The 20,519-nt window shown below is 46.3% G+C and carries 9 protein-coding genes and 1 pseudogene; 3 read left to right on the top strand and 7 right to left on the bottom strand.

Translation table 11 applies throughout. The features are described 5' to 3' along the window. Positions 1–178: 178 nt before the first annotated feature. Positions 179–1,546, top strand: a complete 1,368-nt coding sequence (locus tag ACNEUN_RS01655; RefSeq protein WP_463630376.1) for a M20/M25/M40 family metallo-hydrolase — start codon at positions 179–181, stop codon at positions 1,544–1,546. Positions 1,547–1,639: 93 nt separating this feature from the next. Here the strand turns inward: ACNEUN_RS01655 and ACNEUN_RS01650 are convergent, their stop codons facing one another. The 3 genes from ACNEUN_RS01650 to ACNEUN_RS01640 all read right to left on the bottom strand — a co-directional run bounded on the left by ACNEUN_RS01650 (position 1,640) and on the right by ACNEUN_RS01640 (position 3,933). After that, positions 1,640–2,188, bottom strand: a complete 549-nt coding sequence (locus tag ACNEUN_RS01650; RefSeq protein ID WP_463630374.1) for a low molecular weight protein-tyrosine-phosphatase — start codon at positions 2,186–2,188, stop codon at positions 1,640–1,642. 46 nt (positions 2,189–2,234) lie between these two features. After that, on the bottom strand, positions 2,235–2,897 hold the full coding sequence (locus tag ACNEUN_RS01645; RefSeq protein ID WP_463630372.1) for a dihydrofolate reductase: 663 nt from the start codon (positions 2,895–2,897) through the stop codon (positions 2,235–2,237). A 163-nt stretch (positions 2,898–3,060) separates the two neighbouring features. Then, entirely contained in the window at positions 3,061–3,933 is an 873-nt protein-coding gene (locus ACNEUN_RS01640; protein ID WP_463630370.1) for a thymidylate synthase, read from the bottom strand. A gap of 149 nt (positions 3,934–4,082) precedes the next feature. Here ACNEUN_RS01640 and ACNEUN_RS01635 point away from each other — a divergent pair, with 149 nt between their 5' ends. After that, entirely contained in the window at positions 4,083–4,502 is a 420-nt protein-coding gene (locus ACNEUN_RS01635) for an OsmC family protein (RefSeq protein WP_463630368.1), read from the top strand. A gap of 214 nt (positions 4,503–4,716) precedes the next feature. Further along, positions 4,717–5,961: a glycosyltransferase gene (locus tag ACNEUN_RS01630; protein ID WP_463630366.1), complete on the top strand. Its 1,245-nt coding sequence runs from the start codon at positions 4,717–4,719 to the stop codon at positions 5,959–5,961. A gap of 298 nt (positions 5,962–6,259) precedes the next feature. On the opposite strand, the gene ACNEUN_RS01625 is transcribed toward ACNEUN_RS01630, so the two are convergent. The 4 genes and pseudogenes from ACNEUN_RS01625 to ACNEUN_RS01610 all read right to left on the bottom strand — a co-directional run. After that, complete coding sequence (locus ACNEUN_RS01625) at positions 6,260–7,285, bottom strand: universal stress protein (RefSeq protein WP_427877483.1); 1,026 nt, start codon at positions 7,283–7,285, stop codon at positions 6,260–6,262. Between the two features lie 221 nt (positions 7,286–7,506). After that, positions 7,507–8,415: a bifunctional hydroxymethylpyrimidine kinase/phosphomethylpyrimidine kinase gene (gene thiD, locus ACNEUN_RS01620; protein ID WP_463630364.1), complete on the bottom strand. Its 909-nt coding sequence runs from the start codon at positions 8,413–8,415 to the stop codon at positions 7,507–7,509. Positions 8,416–8,820: 405 nt separating this feature from the next. Beyond that, on the bottom strand, positions 8,821–18,573 hold the full coding sequence (locus tag ACNEUN_RS01615) for a hypothetical protein (RefSeq protein WP_463630362.1): 9,753 nt from the start codon (positions 18,571–18,573) through the stop codon (positions 8,821–8,823). Positions 18,574–19,220: 647 nt separating this feature from the next. After that, positions 19,221–20,324, bottom strand: a pseudogene (locus ACNEUN_RS01610) (class C sortase); the annotation flags it as partial. Between the last annotated feature and the right edge of the window lie 195 nt (positions 20,325–20,519).

Genomic DNA, 20,519 nt, shown 5'->3' with positions numbered 1-20,519 from the left:
TCGCGGATATAGTTTATACGTAAATGTTTTACGCGCGAACGTCCTAAAACGTTATAAAACGTCCTAAAACGTCCTAACACGTTATAACTCGTTTAACCCGTTTAACGCGTTTTATATACACTTACATCTTTTAATTTAATACTTTGGAAAATACTTTGGAAAATACTTTGGAGGATTTATGGCAGATTTAGCAGTCGATGATGTGCGCGAACGCGTGCAAAATGCTTGGGACGACGTTGTTTCCGTATTGAATAAGAAGATTTCGCTTGCTGCGGTTTCTGCCAAGGGAATTTCCGGAGAACATATGCGCAAGTCCGCTCAGTACGTTGCTGAAGTGTTGCGTGAGGTTGGTGTGGATGCGCGCGTTGAGCAGTCCACGAATCCGGACGGCACTCCTGGCGCTTTTGAAGTGGTCGGCTCGCGCATCGTAAACCCGAGCGCGCCAACGGTTTTGCTCTACGCTCACCACGATGTGCAGCCAGTTCCAGACCCATCCGAGTGGGACACGAACCCATTTGAAGGCACGGAGAAAGACGGTCGCCTCTACGGCCGCGGCGCTGCTGACGACGGCGGCGGAATCGCAATCCACTACGGTGCTTTGCGCGCGCTAAGCGACGACTTGCGCGTAAATATTAAAGTCTTTGTCGAAGGCGAAGAAGAGATGGGCTCACCAAGCTTCATCCCGTTCATCGAATCGCATAAAGACGAGTTCGAATCTGACGTAATCATCGTTGCTGACTCCGGCAACTGGTCTGCCGAAATCCCAAGTCTTACAACGAGTTTGCGCGGAAATACCGACGTGGATGTGAAGGTTAAAGTACTTGGTCATCAGGTGCATTCCGGACAGTTTGGCGGCCCAATTTTGGACGCTTATACGCTTGCTTCCATGCTTATTGCTTCGCTTTATAACAAGGATGGCGATTTAGCTGTTCCTGGAATTGCCGCAGAGGAGCCGGTTGGCGGTTTGCAGCGCGATTTGGACGAGGCACAAGTGCGTGCCGACGCTTCAGTAGTCGATTCTTATAAGCTTGCCGGCACTGGATCTCTCGCCGCGCGCATGTGGACTAAGCCGAGCTTGACGGTAATCGGCATGGATGCGCACCCAGTTGAGGGCAGTTTTAATGTGATTGCTCACGAAACTAAGTTGCGTCTTTCGCTTCGTACCGCACCTTCGCAGCGTCCTGAAGAAGCGCAGAAAGCCTTGTGTGACTTTTTGGTATCTCACGCGCCTTTTGGTGCAGAAGTTACGGCAGAGCCGATTGATAGCGGCATGGGCTGGGCTATGGATCCGGATGCTGTTGCAACGAAGGATGCTCTCGCTTCTATGCGCGATGCTTTCGGCGTGGAGCCTGTAAATAAGGGTGAAGGTGGTTCGATTCCGTTTATTCCGGAACTTCAGCGCATCTTCCCAAAGGCGCAGGTTCTTGTAACTGGTCCGGAAGATCCGAAGTCTAATGCTCACAGCCCTAACGAGTCAATTTCGTTACCAGGTTTGCGCGGAAATATTGTTACCGAAGCACTTCTTTTGGATCGATTGGGCGAATAGCTTATTAGTTTTAGTTTTTGGTTTAGGTTTTAAGTGCGCGCTCTATACTCTGTCAATTGACTCTGCAACTAGGCTCTGTCAACAGAATCTGCTCTAGGCTCTGTCAATGCGAGCGCAAACCCAGTCTGCTATATAAGGCGCGCACTCTTCAACCTGATCCATTGCAACTTCAAATTCGCGAGGACCTCCGTACCATGGATCTGCCAAATCAAGCAGCATCTCGCGACCAGGCTGAGGCTTGGGAAGCGACGGATCGAACTCGCGGTACATGTGTACAAGCTCGCGCTTTTGCGCAGGAAGCAATCGCAAAAGTGAGCGCATATGTGATGCCGTCATTGGCAAAAACAGATTCGTTTCCGCAATCTCGTCTGCATCAATTCTGTGCGCAAAATGCGTTGCTGGAAGGTGGTATCCGCGTTTTGTCAATTCCCTTTGCGCACGTCGATCGATCGGATTTCCGTATTCTTCGTCACTGACTCCGCTGGAACGCACGGCAACAACGTCACTTAATCCCCTAAGCGCAAACTCATTGCGCAACACGATTTCCGCCATTGGCGAGCGGCAAATATTCCCCGTGCAAACTGTCATAACAGTGTATGGGTGACGCGCGTCTACCTTGATTTTGCTTGATTCTTCAGTCATATTTCCTCGTTTACTTTTGGATTTAGTGTGATCTAACGTCTTACTGTTACTGCGCAGGCTCATATACCATAAAACGATATCGTGCAGGATTGCTTTCGCTACCTACTTTCAGCGGCGCTTCCTGCCACTCGCCTTCGCGCGCAACACGCCATTTTCCAGTATTTACAAGATTTTGAATATCGGGAGCAAACGTGTCTGCATCAACTTTCGCTTCGATTTGCGTTACGTAAGCTGAGTCCGCGTGATAATTTGCAAGCATTTCGTGCAAAATTGCAGCCCCGCCAATAACCCAGATTGCACGTCCGTCTTTAGGTGAACCTTTAGGCGAATCTTGAGGTGAATCTTCCTGATTTACGTGATTTTCCAGCGCTTTTTGATTTTCCAGCGTTTCCTGATTTTCCAACCATTCTCGCGCGTAATCCAAAGCTGCGTCAATGCTAGTAAAACTACGCGCACCATCCGCCACAAAATCCGGATTTCGCGTAACAACAATATTTTCGCGCCCAGGCAGCGGACGGAATTTCGGCGGCGTCGCATCCCAGGTGCCTCGACCCATAATCACAGGGCAGCCGATTGTCATCTCTTTAAAATAGCGCAAATCCGGGGAAAGTCGCCACGGCATGCCACCGTTCACGCCCATCGCGCCGGTCCTTCCGTCAGTTCCGTACGCTTGTCCCCAAATCAGACGCACAGGAAAATTATTCGACATACTAACGCCACTTTCTACTAACGCTATTCTCTACTAAGGCTATTTTCTACTAACGCATATAAAATCTCGCGCAACTACTCACGCAAAATTCTCGCGCAACGACTCGCAAATCTAACGCAAAACAACTCGCGCAAAACTACGCAAAGTCACTCAGCACAAAATATCACACCGCAACCGGAGCTTTAATCGTCGGATGATGCCTATAATCAACCACTTCAAAATCGCTGTAATCGTAGTCAAAAATCGAATCCGCCTTACGAATCTTAAGCTGCGGATACGGGTATGGTTCGCGCGAAAGCTGCTCGAGCACCTGCTCAACGTGATTGTCGTAAATATGGCAATCGCCGCCCGTCCACACAAACTCACCCGGCTCAAGTCCTGCCTGCTGAGCCATCATCATCGTCAAAAGCGAGTAAGACGCAATGTTAAACGGCACGCCGAGGAACATATCGCAAGAACGCTGGTAAAGCTGGCACGAGAGCTTGCCATCAGCAACATAGAATTGGAAAAGCGAATGGCAAGGCGGCAAGGCCATGTTCTCAACTTCTGCAGGATTCCAAGCACTAACAATCATTCGACGAGAATCTGGATGATTCTTCATAAGATCTAGCACGTTCGCAATTTGGTCGATTGTGCGATTTGGATTTTCCTCTGTCGGCGCCGGCCAACTCCTCCATTGCACGCCATAAACAGGGCCTAAATCGCCATTCTCATCCGCCCACTCATCCCAGATATGAACGCCATTTTCTTGCAACCAGCGCACATTGCTCGAGCCTTTAAGGAACCAAAGCAACTCGTACGCGAGTCCTTTGAAAAACACGGTTTTCGTGGTGATAAGCGGGAAGTATTTGCTAATATCGAAGCGGATTTGCTGGCCGAAAAGCGAAATTGTACCTGTGCCAGTGCGATCTGATTTTAGAGTGCCTTCCGTAAGGATTTTTCGCACTAAATCCTCGTAAGGAGTAGGAATATTAGACGCTGGTTTTTGTGGTACGCGCGCGCGAATTGCCGCAAGTTCTTCTTCTGTTAAAGCCATACTGCCATGTTAACAAAGCGACAATAAATTTAAAGAATCGCGCTCGTAAAACATATGTCTACCGCGCAAAACGCTAGCCTCTGCGATCGAGCGCAGAGTTACGATCCTTACGATAATATGAAGAAATACGATTGCAGCAAAGGAGCAAAATGCCTAGAAGAATATGGGTCGAGCGCGACGAAGATGGCACTTGGAAAGCTAAAAGTGACGACGGCGCAGTTTTAAGTTTTGGCCGCGGCGACGGAATGTTTACTCCGGTTGAGTTGCTGCAGATTGCTTTGGCTGGATGCACTGCACTTAGTAGCCAATATGCGGCCGAGCAGGCGGTCGGCGATGGTTCCGGCGCACGCGTGGTTGTAAACGGCACTTACGATGCGGAAGAAGGAACTTACTTGCGTTTTCAGGAAGATGTTACGCTTGATGCCACTTGCGCAAAGCCAGCTCTTAGCGATGATGCTGCAGACGCACTTAAGCAACGTATGGAACGCCATATTTCTAAGGGTTGCACTGTTAAACATACTCTAGAAAAAGGTGCTGCAGTAAGAGTAAACGTTACGGTTCGCCATTAAAAGCGCAAAAGAGCACGCGCGTCTCATTGAGCTTCCCAACGAGCATCTCTACACGCTTTCCCATGCGCTTTCCCACGCGCTTCCCCACTTCCCACACGCCGCACTCACAAATCTCCCAAAAATTCGCCACTTGTGGCACAATTGTGTACGAAAGATGCTAATACACTTGCGCAATACCAACGCCACGTATGCATGTATACAAACGGAGGAAGCTTTGAAAATCGCGATTTTTACAGAAACGTATCCGCCGTATATTAATGGCGTTGCAACGCAATCTTATATGCTTAAAAAAATGTACGAAGAGCTGGGTCACGAGGTTCTTGTTGTCACAGTCGGCTCCGAAAAGCAGCGCAAAACAAAGCTTGTAGATGGCGTTGTCTACGTTCCTGGCATATTACTAAAGAAGCTTTATAAGTATCGCGTAGCTCTTCCAATTGGCCACATGCGCAAGCAACTTCCACTAAAATTTAAGCCTGATATTATTCATATTCAAAACGAGTTTGGTATTGGCGAAATCGGCTTAGAGGTTGCGAAAAAAGAGCATGTTCCTGTAATCTACACTCTTCATACGGAATATGATAAATTCCTGTTTTATATCGGTTTGAAGCATTTTACTAACTTCTCACGTAACCTTTCAGCGAAATATTTTATGCGATTCTCAAAAAACGCCACAATTATTACGAGCATGTCTTCTAAAGCTCAGGCGTATATAGATCGCCAAAAGGTGAATAAAAAAGTAATTGTGCTCAGCAATGCAGTTGAGTATAAGAAGTTCCTACCTACTCCTGAGCGTCTTGCTTTCCGCAAGGAATTTCGCAAAAAGTACGGCGTTTCTGACTCGACTAAACTGTTTGTGTTTGTTGGTCGCATAGGCGCAGAGAAAAATATTGCCGAGTTGATTGATAACTTCATGTACTGCGATTTTCCTCGCGATAAAGCTCGACTTTTTGTGATTGGCGGCGGCCCTGATTTGGAATCGTTGCGTAAGCATGTTGCTGAAAATGGTTTTGAGGATAGGATTTGTCTGCTAGGACCAATACCGCATACTGAAATTCCAAAGTATTTGCACGCAATGGATTACTACACTACAGCCTCGCTTTCTGAGATGCACTCGCTTTCTATGCTTGAGGCGATGGCTTCCGGGCTGTTCGCGCTTGTAAAGCATGATTTGCCTAACGAAGATCAGATTATTAGTGGTCAAAACGGGTATCAGTGGGATACGCGTGAAGATTTCAAGACTGTTTTTACTAAAGTTTTGGATATGAGCGAGTCTGAGCAAGCGCAGTTGAAGACGAATGTTCTCGAGTATTCTAAAAATAATGATTTTAAGAGTCAAGCTCAGGAACTTCTGAAAATTTATGAGCGCGCAATCGCTATGAATAAGGAGAAGCTCGCCGAAAAGAAGGCCAAGCGCGATGCTAGACGCGCACGGTTTATACTGAAAAAACGCGATAAGTAAGAAAATTTATAATTTTTTGAAAAAGGCTATTGTTTTTTGCAAGTTTCGTGATAGTGTTCTATCTTAATAACTTAAAATTAGGTTTAAATTTAGACGTAACTGAATAGACAAATAGACTAAATAGACTGAATAGACAAATAGACTAAATAGATTAGATAGACAAATAGACGTAACTGACACTGAAACCATTAAAGAGCCTGGGATCATACGATTCCAGGCTCTATCTTCTTGTAGATACGATCTACATTAAATACGCTTTAAATACGCTTTAAATACGCTCTATACTAAATCCACTCACTCACCTTAATGGGTCAATTGTCTGCTCGATTTCCTTTGCAGTATCAACACCAGCTTTTGGCACTTCTACCTCACGCACGCCGGAAATATCATCTAAGGAAGCTTTTTCACTTTGCTTCTGCGCTTCTGCAACCTGCGCTGCACTAAATTCCACGTACTTGCGTGGCACAACATACACTGGTCTTGAAGAATGTTGCAGCAATCCTTGGCTTATAGAACCAAGCAGAAGTCCTGTAAATCCGCCGCGTCCGCGCGAACCTACTACTACTAAATCGTGGTTTAGACTTGCTTGAGTTAAAGCGTCTACTGCTGAACCTGGTACTACAGTGCGGTGAATATTCAAATCCGGTAGACGCTTGAGAATTGGCTTTACTCGCTCCTCAAGATCGTCCATATACGATCCCATTACAGCCGTGTCACCTTCAGCACCTTGTACGCTTGGTACTGCAGATATAACGTCAAGCTCAGCATGCCAACTGTCTGCCAAATCTGCAGCAATTTCTAGCGCTTTAAGTCCCCACTTCGACTCGTCTGAGCCTACTGCCACACGCGTAATTGTGTTATTTAAGTGTATTCGCTGACCATCGTCATCAGTGTACGGCACTACTACTATCGGGCAGTATGCATATGCCGGTAGCGACGAGCTTGTGGTTCCGAGTAGCCGTTCCGCTAATCCACCTTTGCCGCGGTTGCCTATAACTATAAGCTGGTAGTTTCGTGATAACTCAACGAATACCGATGAAGGATCTCCTGTAACTATAAGCGTTGTTGCATCTACGCCTTGTTCTAACGCTACTGCTTTTGCTTTTGACAGTATCTCTTGCGCATCTCGATGCGCAGCATTGTCGTCTCCAATTGACGTGTAAGTTGCGTCGAATGAGACTGCTGCGTAACTTGGTAGCGAATACGCGCACACAATTTGAAGCTGCAACCCTGCGTGCTTTGCATAATTCGCCGCCCACCACGCAGCTTTGTAGCTTGCGTGGGAACCGTCTACACCTACTAGAACAGCCTTTTCCTGTACCATACTAGCCTCCTTCGTGCGCTCAGCGCTGCGTCTGCGCATAGCTGCGGCATAACCACATTGTTCACCTGCGTATTTTGCGTACATTGCGCACATACATTGCGTATTTTGCGTACATTTAATTCTGTAACACAACACGCTTTATTACGCTTTTATACGCTTTAATACAAGAATACGCGAGATAAGCCGACGCGTCTAATGCTCGTGTTGTTGCGCTCGTGTTGTTACGAAAGCCACTGAATACCGCAGTTCATGAATCGTACAGCGTGATTCACTGGACCATGACCGTGACCTACGTGCAGTTCGCTTCCGGCTGCAATCGCATCATGTAGCCAGTCCGTAGACCATTTAAGCGCACGTACTACAGTATCGTAATCATATAAACGTTTCTTTGCTCGCAAAGCGGCTCCAAGTTTTGTAGCTAGCGCGGATGAAAGCGAGCAGCCGGTTCCGTGAGTCGTGCTTGTTTCAACTCGTTCGCTTGGTATGTGCTGCTTGTAGCCGTCTGGAAATACTACAGTGTTTCCTACGTCTTCGCCTGTTAAGTGTCCGCCTTTTACGATTACTATTACATTGTTTTTTGCAGCTAACATTCTTGCTTGATCACAAGCTTTTGCGAAACTATCGGCTATTTCAGATCCGCATAATGACGCCAATTCCGGCACGTTTGGCGTTATTATATCGACGCAGCTTATGAATTTTCGCATTGCTTCTTCTGCTTCGGTTTTTAGTAGTCTTTTTCCGGATGTCGATACCATCACCGGGTCTAGCACGCTTACAGGAACCGGATTATCGCGCATCCAGTCTCGCATTGCTTCAATGTATTCAGTGCAGCCGAGCATGCCGATTTTTAGTGCGTCAACTGTGACGTCGTCGTACACGCACGAAAGTTGAGTGCGGAAAAAGCTGACAGGCGGCGTGAATACTTCGCGCACTTCGTAAGTGTTTTGCGCAACCAAATTAGTTGGTATGCACATGCCGTAGCCGCCTGCCGCCATGATTGATTTGAGATCTGCCTGTATTCCGGCTCCACCTGTTGGGTCTGTGCCGGCTACGCTTAGCACGCGCGGAATGATTGGCTCTGCTTGGCTTAAAGGCGATTGCGCATGCTGTTTACTTGATACTAACGTCATAACTTTATTATATTGCGTCGCAGACGAATATAGTTTCATGAGAAAGTATAGTTTATATTACATTTTGTTTAACGTGGCGCGAGTTTTGGCTGGTGCTTGGCTGGCGGGTTTCTTGTGTGGCTGTGAGTGGTGGGTGTTACTTGTCTCGCAGCGCTACGCTCTTATACCTTACTTAGACTTAACAGTTGCATAGTTAAGTTTAGTTTTTTACTTACTTTTTCTGCAAAAATAGTATTCGCCAACAAGATTATTACTATCGCTCCGCTTTTATATTGCTCGACCAAGCAACACCCACCCCTCACACACACGATATTCACTTAAACCGTATTATGAGTTGATTTTTGGCATGGCGCGAGTTTGGACTTACGCAAACGCTATAAGTCCAAACTCAGCAGCAATTACGCGTCAGCGTCGAAGCCACTTGAACAGATTGCCGCTTCGAAGCGCTTCAGCCGAAGCATCGCAGTGCTTACTGTCGGTGAGCGAGCCGAATCCGTTGCCGCTAAGCACCGAGCTAAGCCATCCGCGCCTTCCGAACGCGCCGGACGCCAAGAACAAAGCCAACAGCACGCCGAACATGAAGCTGAACCATATTGCAGCCTGGCCGCCGCTGTAAGGCAGCGCAACCGGACGCACTAAGTATCCGAAGCTGAAGTATCCGACTAAGCGACCCTTACCTTTATTATCTTTATTATCAAAGTCTTCACTCTTGTTGCCGGACCTATCTTTTGCACGTCCGTACAAAGCGTATTCAACTCCACTGCCGTTATCCTTTAACGTCTTAAACGTCTTAGCATCAAAGGAGCCATTGCTACCCATTATCGACGTACAGTTGCCAAAATCAGTTGCGCCTCCAGCCTTATTGACTTTGCACGCGTACAAGCTAAGGTCGCTGAGTCTAGAGAAGCTATCGTAGTCGTCGTGAACATCCGCAAACAGAGTCTTATTTTTATCCTTGCTTTCCGACTTCGAAACTTTTCCGTCCTTGTCGTATTCCAAAGGATTACCCTCAACCGTGAGCTTAGAGTAGTCCTTCTCATCCATCGCTACAACGTAAGGATTATTAGCATTCGTGTGCCCGCTTAAAAGCGATCCTGCAGTTGCAGCAACAGTTGGCCCAACGTTATCAACAGGTATTACGTATACGCGCATTGCGGCTTCGTCGGTACTGTCACCTTCCGCGTTGTACTTGGCTTTATCACGTCCGCGCGTGTCAAGCAGCGTCTTATTCACCCAGCTATCTCCTAGAGTCATCAGCTGAGTGCTTTGCGGTTCAGCAAACACCTTATCGTTCTTTGTAATATGGAACTTATCTTTGTTTGTTGCAATAGCTCCAGAGCTACCCCATGCAGCTATGCCACTGAAGCTGACTTCATCTTTATTATCGTTAGTTCCGTAAGTTCTGCCGTCACCACCAGTAATATGGTCACCGCCGCCACCACTGAGGCCACTACCATCACCTCTCCAATTAGCAGAAGTCATGTCGATAATGTTTACGTATGACGTTAAGTGCGAAGTGTTATGCTCGCTATCACCGCTAGGAGCGCCAGCACCACCAGCACCACCAGCACCACCAGCACCGCCAGCACCGCCACTTCCGCCAGTATCGCCATTACCTTCCGGCGTATACACGTAGAAGTTGTTCTCAATCATCTTGTAACCGTTTTGGCCAACAGTAACACCGTTTTCTTGATACTCGCCATCAACCTTGCTGCTACCTTTTACTTCGCGCAGCGACGGCTGGCAGTCGTACAAGTTGTAACCTTTACCGCACTCTTTTTCAAGTCTTACGGTATTCGGCTTCAGCACAATTCCCGACTGCAGGTCGTTAAGCGTAAACGGCGCTTTAGTGCCGAGGTTGAATAGATAGAACAGCGATTTTCTGTCTGGAGACAGCTTAAATCCTGGGTCGTCTTTTCGATTATTAACGTACTGATGATTCCACGTCACCAAATAGTCGGCTGCTTTATCTTTATCGCCATTAGTATTGTCAAAGTTTTCAGGCGCGCGAAGTCGAGCAAATCGCGTAATCTGCTTGATTCTAGGCAGCGGCACTAGTATGCGGCTTCGCCAACCGCGCGTCAATACGGCTACGTCTTGTATATTCCCGGCTCTGCCTCCGTAATTATCTTCAGGGAAGTTGTTCGGCTTAGCTACGTGTGGATTATGGCTAGTATCGTAGTCGTTTTCCTTAAACGTCACCATTGCTTGGCCTGGGCTTAGCGCTATTTCATCGTTTGAAGTGACTTCGCTATCGCTTTTAATCCAGTTTCCGCTTCCGTTTTCTTTGTGTAATTCGGTTTTGATTGCGTGCTTTTCGTCACCGCTTAGCAGCATTGGGTGCACTTGCACAATTCGCCTTTGCATGGATACGCCGAAGTACACGCAGTCGGAAGGATGTTGGTCTTTAAACCACTTGTTTGCAGAAACATTATCTGGCCTGCACACTTCGCTTGGCTTTTCTTTTGCTAATTCCATTGGCAGGACGTTATCAGCATCCTCTTGTTTAGCAAGCTCCACCGTGTTATCCGCGCCACGATCCCTACCTATTGAACGCACTTTGCCTGATTTTTCACCAGTTCTGGCGTCTTGGTTGTCGTCAGAGTCTTCAACGTCGCGTAAACCTGGCATTGGGGACCACGGCCCTGCATACCAACCTGTACGGCTGCGCGCTCGGACTACGCTGCCCGGTTCCAAGTAATTAGGCGTGAAGCGAACATCACCATTAGACGGATTAATGTATATACCAGGACCTTTTGTATCATACTTGGCTTCATCATACCATCCTCTTATTTCTTTTGCAGGATCGTACCCATCGCACAGCAGCCAGTATTTATAAATACCTTTCGGCGTCAAGCACAATGCAATTTTTTTACCAATGTCGTAGGACTGCTCATTACTTCCACCGGTACTTCCGTTTGCGCCTCCGTTTGCACTGCTGGCCGCAACGGTGTATTCCTTCCTAGGATGGAAGTAAATAACCATTCGTTTTGCAGCATACTCACGACCATACATTTGCTGCGACGGCTGTACCAATACTCCATTATTTAACTCTGAAGTATTAGCTCCTTCATTTTGATAAAGCCAATTTTTCTCAGTAGTTGGCTCTTCGTGCGTATTTCCATCGTACGCAACTACGCTAGGCCCCGGCGCTTCTTTCCACGTTACTCTGAAGCATCCTACAGCAGTTTCATCGCTATTTTTACCAGCGCTATCTGTAGTTGAAGCAACCATCTTGAATATAGTGTCCCCAGGCTTATTGCCTCTGTTAGATTCAATAAACCTTTGAAGCGATTTAATATACTCTTTTCCACGTTTAACAAACTCGAGACTCTTAGCTCCGTCGCAATTGTAACTATCACCGCCCGTGCTCTTGCAAACGAGAATTTTCACGCGCAAATTATCTTCAAGAACTTTACTTGATTTACCCTCTCTTGGTTTCGATTCACCGTTCTCATATTTTGATTCAGGCTGTATAGTCTTGTCGTACGCATTGAAGTCATCATCCAGCTTCAAATTATCAATTAAATGTATAGTAGCATTATCTACGTTACCGTATTTATCACTCGTATAAGCCGGGTTATACCATACTCTGTCCAAATCGATAGAATCGTCACTTCTGAGTCCACAACTCATAGTACTACCACTACCATTGTTGTGCAGGCAATCACCATGAATATTCCACGGCTTACCGTTTTTGTCATACTTCTTCGCACTAATCGTCGGCTTTTTGCCGTCCACAGGCACGAACCACACGTTAATTACGTTCGTGGTAACGTCCTGTATTACATCATTTTTATCAAAATCATTATTTCTCAGTAGCAGATCGTTCATCATTAGGCCGTTATGTACGAACAGTTGCGCGTGCATAAATGGTCGTTTGTTGAAGTATCTTTTTGCAGCTTCGTCATCACTTTCTCCGTACTTAAGTGGCGGATTATCGTAATCGTTCACCGAATTAACGCCTTTATTCTCGGTTATAATGTCACCAATGTTTTCGTTATCTGCTTGACCGTTAAAATACTTTCCTCCAGGCATAAGGAAGTCTTTACGAATTGTGTACTCGCTACGCTCATCTTTTTTCCCGACGTTTATGAGCTTATCCGTAATAGGAACTTCCTTATTACCAATCATGTTCACATCAACGTTGTCTGCAAAAGAACCAACATTTCCACCATGCTCATCCGGGGTATACTTAACTAAATCAAGCACGTTTTCCCACTGGCATTTTCCATTATTGTCGCTATCCTCGCCTGTAGTACACGTACCATCATTAGGAGCATAACCAACACTCAATCCGCGGTTTGGCAAACCATCGTTCCAACCATCGTTATCGCCAGAACCATACAAAATATCGCGCTTATTCTTCGAACCGTCAAGAACTTTGCTAAGCGAAGGTTGCGGCTTATTTGGATCTTGAGCTTTTGGCACGCCTTTAATTAAATCAAGCACAGCATCCGTGTTAAGCCTTTTACCCGTGTTGATATTCCACTTGTACACTAAATACTGCGTACCGTATTGTTGGTTTCCTCGCATTTCGAAGCCCGGGTCACTTTCCCTTCCATCAACCTTTGTACCTTTAAGCTCCCACGTATAATCCTTACGCATGTCTACAAAGCGCGTCACCTTATTCATAACAGGGTTCAGCTCAGTTTTATCGCTTGTTTCTAGCTTTTCAAAAACAAGCTTTTTCCTCGAATACTCCATCTTAGGAATATCTTTTATATCTCTAATGATTTTACGGGGTTCCATAACTCCGTCTAGGCACAGCTTCCACTGCAAGTCGCTACTATGCTTGTCATCCGCCTTGCAAGAATACTTAGGCTTATTATCTCCTTGAGCGTAAGTGAATTTATTACTAGACTTATCGTACTTGTTATAAGTATCGTACTTATCTTCGCCTTTAATGCCGATTTCTTCCTCGCGGTAGCCAAAAAGCCTGTAATTCTTAGGGTCGTGACGCATCCAAGTAAGCAATGCTCCCTTTTCTGCGTCGTTTAACTCGTACGGGCTTACTTGCACTAAGCCATTTGGCCACGTAATTTTCAACGGAAGCGGGTCGGATTCTTCCGAAACTCCGGTGAGTTGCCAAAGGCTGGTTTTAACTTCGTCCATAGCTTGTGCCGAGTCTCCCGTTATGCCAGCATCCACATAAATTCTGGAGCCAATTTCCGCAAAGTATTCCGGAATCGTAATATCGCCAGTTTGAGAGTCGAACGTAATTTCGCAGCTTCCGTCCGGAGCTTTTGCCGGATCGCAACCAGGAATCTTGCCTTTTAGATCCGTAATCACTCGCTTAGAGTACTTTTCTTTGAGCTTCTCATCACTTGGATTTCCTGCAGCACGGTCGTCTTCAGCATCTCGATTCTGTTTTTCAGCGTCTTTATTTCCCTCTTCAGGTGCATTAGAATCGCCTGCTTCGTTCTGCTTTTCGTTCTGCTTTTGCTCAGCATTCTTTTCGGTATTCTTTTCGTCCTTCTTCTCAGACTTACGCTCGTCATTCTTCTCAGACTTACGCTCGTCCTTCTTCTCAGGCTTACGCTCGTCCTTCTTTTCAGCATTCTGCGGATTTTCAGGTTTATTACCGGCACTACCAGCGTCTTTACCGTCACCTTCCTTAAGCACAGCAAGCTTTACACTACCGCGCCTTCCCGGAACGTTACGCTTCTTAGAATCCTTCTTATAATTCTTCTTAGCCGTCTTATTCTTAGGATTCTTCTTAAGTTCTTTAGAAATCTTCAAAGAAGCAGGCTTGTTATTGGCTTGAGTCTGCTGAATCTGCTGTTCCTGCTTACTTTCTTGCTTTTGCTGATTTTGCGACTGATTCTGCTGCTTTTGCGGCTGCTGTTCCTTCGACTTTTGCTGATTTTGGGTAGAGTTCTCCCCAGGTTTTGCATTTTCAGTCTTTTCGTTGCCAGCTTTAGCTTTGTTGTCAACTTTCGCCTTGCCGTCAGCAGCCTTACCGTCAGCCGCCTTTCCATCAGCCGACTTGTCATCAGCTGCATCTCTGTCCTCTAAAGCAGCTCTATCCTCAGCAGCTCTAGATCCATCCGAGCTTGCAGCATCATTATTGTGGTTATAAGTATTCACCTGATGCCACGGCTTTCCTAAGCCGTCTCTCTGAATAATAATTCCGTAGCAGCTACCGTCCGAAGGACACTTTTCATCAAAACTCTTATGAGTTTTACTTTGTACAGGGTCAACCACAGGCTTGTTTTTACCACGCGCCCAAATGCGTACCATAATCGAGCGCACGCGCTTATCACCATCCCACGGCTTTACGCGCCCAACGTAATACTTATAGTCTTTACTCGTGTCCCTATGGACGTTTTTATCTACGTTATTGCCAACTTCCTTCGTGCGCTTATCCCACCAAACGTTTGGCAAACCGTAATCTTTAGAAACAATAATCAGCCTAATCTTCTTAAATACTGAGTTTCCTGCAGCATCCCAACCGTGGAATATAAGATCGTGAATACCGCCGTTATCAGATTGATCCTGTGCTCCAACCGTAGGCGAGCCTTGAGCTCGACTATTGTTTTCCAAATCTTTCTTTAGAACCCAGCCTTCTTGATCTTTATCAGTGTGAGGCATACTACTACCATTACCATGATTAAAATCGTCATAGTTTATAGTCTTAAAGTGGCCGCCGCCTTTACGATCAGGATCCTCGTCTTCGTCAACTTTACGGTCATTAATCATCTTGAAGTCGTCACGGAATTTATCCCCAACATACTTCTTAACCGTATCCTGCTTCATAACGCCAAGAAGTATTTTCGTATCGTCATGACCTTTAACCCAGAACTTAATTTTGCTTCCAACAGCAATTCTCATACCATCTTCTGGCACTTCTTCAGCATCGCCATTATTTACGCTCACTTTTACATCAAGCTTTGGATCCTCATAGTCAACGTAAGCAAATACAACAGGTATAACAGTAGTTGAGTTATCCCAGAACGTAATTTTTGCGTACTTTACAAACACAACCTTTGGCAAAACTGTAGGCTCCTGGCCATCTTGCAACTGCGCACTATACTTGTTGCGCATCCAAGTGCTGTACTGACTATTGATTTTCTTTATAACTTTCTGCTTTTCTGCGTCTGTTACTTCATCCCCCTGCTTTGCATTTTTTGGAGCGTTACTTATGTACCAAATATTGCGTTTCGTTGCATCCTGAGGAGTAGGCCAGCACGCAGACGTTGCAGCGTCACGATTTTCAACGTCCGCAGACCGCTCAGTATTAGCCGAACGCATGCTTGCATCAACAGCGGACCTATCCCCGTTAGACGCAGACCTATCCCCATTCATTTCATCCTTATGCTCATCCAAAATCTTAGAGTGAGCGCAAGGATTTAGCACACTGACAACAGGCACTTTCGCAGCAATTTTTACATCCGCATCTTCCAACGTGTTTTTACGAGGCTGCTCACCCCATTGGTCAGTCCATTCAACGTTGTACACAGCGTTTTTACGAAGATTATCGTTAGCGTCGTTGTCTTTAGAATCTTTGTAAGTTTCGTCAATAGGATACGCCGTAGTTTTGCCAGGCTCTTGCCGTACGGAACCATACTTTATGTTAGTGCCGTACATATTCGCATTTACAGGAAGGAACAAGTTAGGGTCAAAAGCCATTACCTGCTTGTATAAATGCGCCCTATTCTTCACAAATTGCACGAAAGTCTTAGGATTCGGAAGCGGCTTATCGTAATTGTAATACTTTGGAGCAGTTGGACTTGTTTTATCGTCAATCCACTCCTCGGTTTGCAAAGGCTTAAACACGTCCGTTTGCGTAATAATCCTATACCACAAATCCTGCGTTTCGCTAATGCGATAATAATCGTTACTGTACTTTAGTTGCAGCTTATGCCTTCCAGGCGTTGAATCAACAGTATTGTGATCCCCCACACCAGGAGTACGGAACCACTGATTGCCTCGAGCGTAACCGTTATTAGAAGAATAATAATCTGGGAGCAGACGAATATTATCATTCACTTGAATAGCAGGAGAATCATATAAAGGCCTATTTACTAAATTCAGAAGAACGCTTGAGAACGTAATACCGTAATTAGAAAGGTAGTTACCATTATTGCTGTTATACGGCCCCAAACCAGTTCCCTTAAGGAAGTGCCACCTTGGCGCCTGAACATCCATAATTCGCGGCGCACCATACCACTGCTGGTACATAGTGGTATACATATACTTACCACGATTACGGCCAAAACTTATTAACGAATACTTAGAATTATTCCCAAACGGATCAGTCCGACCGTAAAAAGCAGTATTATTCCTTCTGCCGTAGTAAGATCCTGCAGCGTAGAAGAACGAATCGTTCTCGTGCCCAGGCTGAGTACTGGTAGTGAAATGAATCTTATAAGTGTAAGGAACTTCATAATCGCCAGATTCCTTATGAACTTCATTCACAAAACTAAAGACGCGCTGAGTATCAGTTTCTATAGACTTGTAAAGATTTTTTACGATAGCCATGTACGCAGGAGAGTATCCTCGCCCGTAACTACCTTCTGTCTTAGGTGCAATCTTGTGGACGCCATCATCCGGAGCCGCATAACTCGAAGAACTAATGCAAACTAAACCAGATCCATCTCGGCAAGAACCAATAACTTTATCGCTATTTAAGTCATCACTACTTATGGATTGAGGAAGAAGTCTAGAATAGTTTCCGTTTTGACTGTCGTCACTGCCGCTCATCTTATCCCAAGCTGCGGTAAGATCATCACCCGGAGCAAAATCGCTACTCTTCACTTCCTTGCTGCACAAACCGTTAGGATTATCCCACGAGAATGAGCAAGTTTCGCGAGGAGGGTTGGCAATATGCTTTACCTCCTTTTTGTACATTGCAGTTTCTTCCCTACCCGTGTACAGGACTCGCTGAATGTACTGCCTTCCACCTTCGCTACCCTTGTCCAAAGTCTGACCTTTTGGAACCGTAAAGTAGTTAAGAGCATCAGCTGCACCCTGCGTGCGGCCACCCATGTTGAAAATTATATCCCACACGAAGCCGCCGCCGGAAAGCTTAGGCGTGCGCTTTACAAACACAAAGTCTGCAACATCATCCAAAGGTAACTTATACACATCCATGCCGTTACCTTGCGGGCTAATAGTCATATCACGCAAACGCTTCATAATATACGTGCCTCTAGGGTACGGCGTGAAGTACGTTTTACCAAAGTGGTTAGTTCCGGAAGGATCTTCAGGCACAGGGCCATTCTCATAATGTCCACGAGGATAATCAACAGCACCGTTTACTGTTCCAGAATTGTGCATGTAACCTTTAGCGTTTACATCCAAATCGTGGCCGTTTGTAGCACGAGCGCCAGCACCATCGCCTTCGACAGTAAAGCATTCGCCGCGAGCATAATCCTTACCGCAGCCAGGATGATACACTTCGTAAGAATCGCGCTCACCACTGCGTTCTTGCGCTTCGCGGTTTTGCTCTTTGGCTTTTTGTTCTTGCAAGCGTTCAATAATTGGTTTACTTGCGTCGTCTGAAGACTGCTTATCCAAATTGTATAATCCGGAGCCATAAGAACCGGATCCATAAGAATCAGCGGAATAGTAACCAGCAGAACCATAGGAACCAGCGGAACCAGAGTTCCCTAATATCTTGTCCAAGTCATTTGCGCGATTACCGGCACCTAATTGCATAAATGGAGGCAAGCTATTGTAGTAATCTCTGTTCGCAGCACCGGCAGCACCATCAACACCAGCACCGGCAGCACCGGCAGCACCGGCAGCACCATTGCCGCCGTAATTGTATTGGTTTCCACTGCTCTCAAGCAATTTTTCAAAAGGCGTTTTATTCGACTGGCTATTATTATTCTGCATAGCCCTTAGCTTTTTAAATGGATTCCTAACGCCATTCTCGTCAATATAATCATTGTCAGAAGAATTACCGGCAGAAGCGCTAGCAGAATTACCGGCAGAATTACCGGCAGAAGCGCTAGCAGAAGCAGAGTGAACAGGCTCAAAAGCTACAGCAGTACTAGTGCTGATGCAAGTCGGCAACCACATCGCCGCCGAAATCACGCAAATAAGCGCAATCTTAGCTGCACGCACAGCAAATCGCCCAATCCAGACGACAGCATTACGCAAAATCGTCCAAATATCACTCATTATTCCACCTAAATTCTTCTTAACCATTTTTACGCAGTGTCCCTGTACTGTGTTTTGATTTGTTTTCACTTTTACGTGGCAAAACATCTATAAGATGAACTGCCACACCAACCCGTTTATACGTTTCACAAACCGAGTATGTCCATAAGCCAATCGAAAGTTTTTTCACGCTTCTTACGACGCGTTATTTTGCCACTCGCTTTGATACGACCGTCAAAGTGAGCGTCAAAATCTTTCTGAGCAAAGTCTTTCGAAGCATTTGATTTCGACTTATTCGATTTCAAGCTTCGTGACTTCAGCTTTTTCGACTTAAGACTTCTCGACTTAAGCTTCTTCGACTTCAAGCTTTTCGCTTTTGGTCTTTTTAGAGGCATCTGCTCAATCGCCTGAGCTTCAGCAGACTCCAGATCTTCGAGTGCCATCGAAGTCCTAGTCAAACCAGACTTACCGCGACCGGCAGCACTTCCAGCACTTCCGGCACTTCCGGCACTTCCGGCGGAGCCAACTCGACCACGCTGCTTGAACAAATCGCCAATACTTGCCGATCCGTCAAACACGCCACCGCTTGCACTATCAGCAGCAGCACGAGCCTCGCGCATACGTGAACGGTAACGCAACGAAGCCTGATCCTGCCTAGTAAGCACGGAAGCAGAAGTCACCGCAAACTCAGCAGTATCGTCGTTAGCCTCATCTTCTTTCTTTTTCTTCTTAACAACCGGCAAACCAGCCCAGTAAATGTAGCCGCACACAATACCAAAGCTTGCCACGCTCCACACAATCCACCACGGGAATCGCGGAATATCAGGCTTTTTGCCTCGAAGCGCCTTATCCGCTGCAGGCGTTGGTACCACGCGCTCACCAGTAACCAAAATGCGCTGCGTATTAATACCAAGCGGCGTGCAAGTGATCAGCGTCACCAAATCCTTACCAGGAACGGCCGCAATCTTCTTCGTCTCGTCCGGATTCACAACGATCTTGTCAATGACTTTGTAGGTAAGTATCTCGTCAAAAACTTCGATCGTAAAAGTGTCACCTTTGTCGACTTCGTCCAGCCTGGTGAACATTTCCGCACTCGCAAGACCTCGGTGGCCGGTTATAACTGAGCGTGTGCCTTTGCCGCCAACCGGAAGCGAAGTTCCACGCAAATGACCAAGACCCTTCAGAAGAGTGGCATCTTCTGTGCCGTGGTACACAGGCAAATCAAGATCAATTTTTTTGATTCGCAAACGAGCCATCAGCCCGTCGTCGTTCACTTTCAACTGATCCCAATAATCCTGACTCACATCGGAAGTAGCTCCGTGAGAAGTCGGAATATTAGTGTTTGCCTCGTAGATAGCACCCGACGAAAGCTTGCTATTGTACTCGCGTGCGCGGCGGAGCTGCTCGTGAGGTGCAGGAACCGCATGCGTGATGAGGCTCGCGTACTCTGCTGCAACTTGCGACATACGATACTGACTTAACCACATTGCGGCGTGCGGGTATATAAGCGACGCGAACGACGCTATCAGTAGCAACGCCGGGATTATGCAGGATTTAGAAAATCGCCACTTTCTGCGGTTAGAGGTTGCTTTGGTTTTTTGTGGTTTTTTGGATTTTTTGGTTGCTTTGGTTGCTTTGGTTGCTTTGGTTGCTTTAGGTTTTTGGTGCTTTTTAGGTTTGATGAGGTTTATGCCGCCGTCACTTGAATAAGACCGAGCGTCACGATGACCGTGTTCATTACGATAATCGCGTCGATCTGGCTTAACTGCAACAATGCGACTCTCAAAAAACCTAAACATGTTAGCAAATCCTAATGAAAGCATTCGTGTGCAAGAGCAACTCGTGGCGCGAGTTCTCGCTTGGTGTGGCGCGAGTTTTGGGGAATTTCTCTACTCGCACGCGCGACGACCTGCTTGAGCGTGAGCTTTACGTAAGTTCGTAGATTTAGGCTTATGGAGTGTATGTGTGGGATAGGAATTACTTATCTCGCAGCG

The organism is Gardnerella sp. C0684A1, from assembly GCF_055326835.1.
This window is presented reverse-complemented; position numbering and strand designations above follow the sequence as displayed.

Bases quoted from the DNA above. Each gene is read 5' to 3' on its own strand.
- ACNEUN_RS01615 (WP_463630362.1), bottom strand. From the start codon at position 18,573: ATGGTTAAGAAGAATTTAGGTGGAATAATGAGTGATATTTGGACGATT.
- ACNEUN_RS01625 (WP_427877483.1), bottom strand. From the start codon at position 7,285: ATGGTACAGGAAAAGGCTGTTCTAGTAGGTGTAGACGGTTCCCACGCA.
- ACNEUN_RS01650 (WP_463630374.1), bottom strand. From the start codon at position 2,188: ATGACTGAAGAATCAAGCAAAATCAAGGTAGACGCGCGTCACCCATAC.
- ACNEUN_RS01635 (WP_463630368.1), top strand. From the start codon at position 4,083: ATGCCTAGAAGAATATGGGTCGAGCGCGACGAAGATGGCACTTGGAAA.
- thiD (WP_463630364.1), bottom strand. From the start codon at position 8,415: ATGACGTTAGTATCAAGTAAACAGCATGCGCAATCGCCTTTAAGCCAA.
- ACNEUN_RS01655 (WP_463630376.1), top strand. From the start codon at position 179: ATGGCAGATTTAGCAGTCGATGATGTGCGCGAACGCGTGCAAAATGCT.
- ACNEUN_RS01640 (WP_463630370.1), bottom strand. From the start codon at position 3,933: ATGGCTTTAACAGAAGAAGAACTTGCGGCAATTCGCGCGCGCGTACCA.
- ACNEUN_RS01645 (WP_463630372.1), bottom strand. From the start codon at position 2,897: ATGTCGAATAATTTTCCTGTGCGTCTGATTTGGGGACAAGCGTACGGA.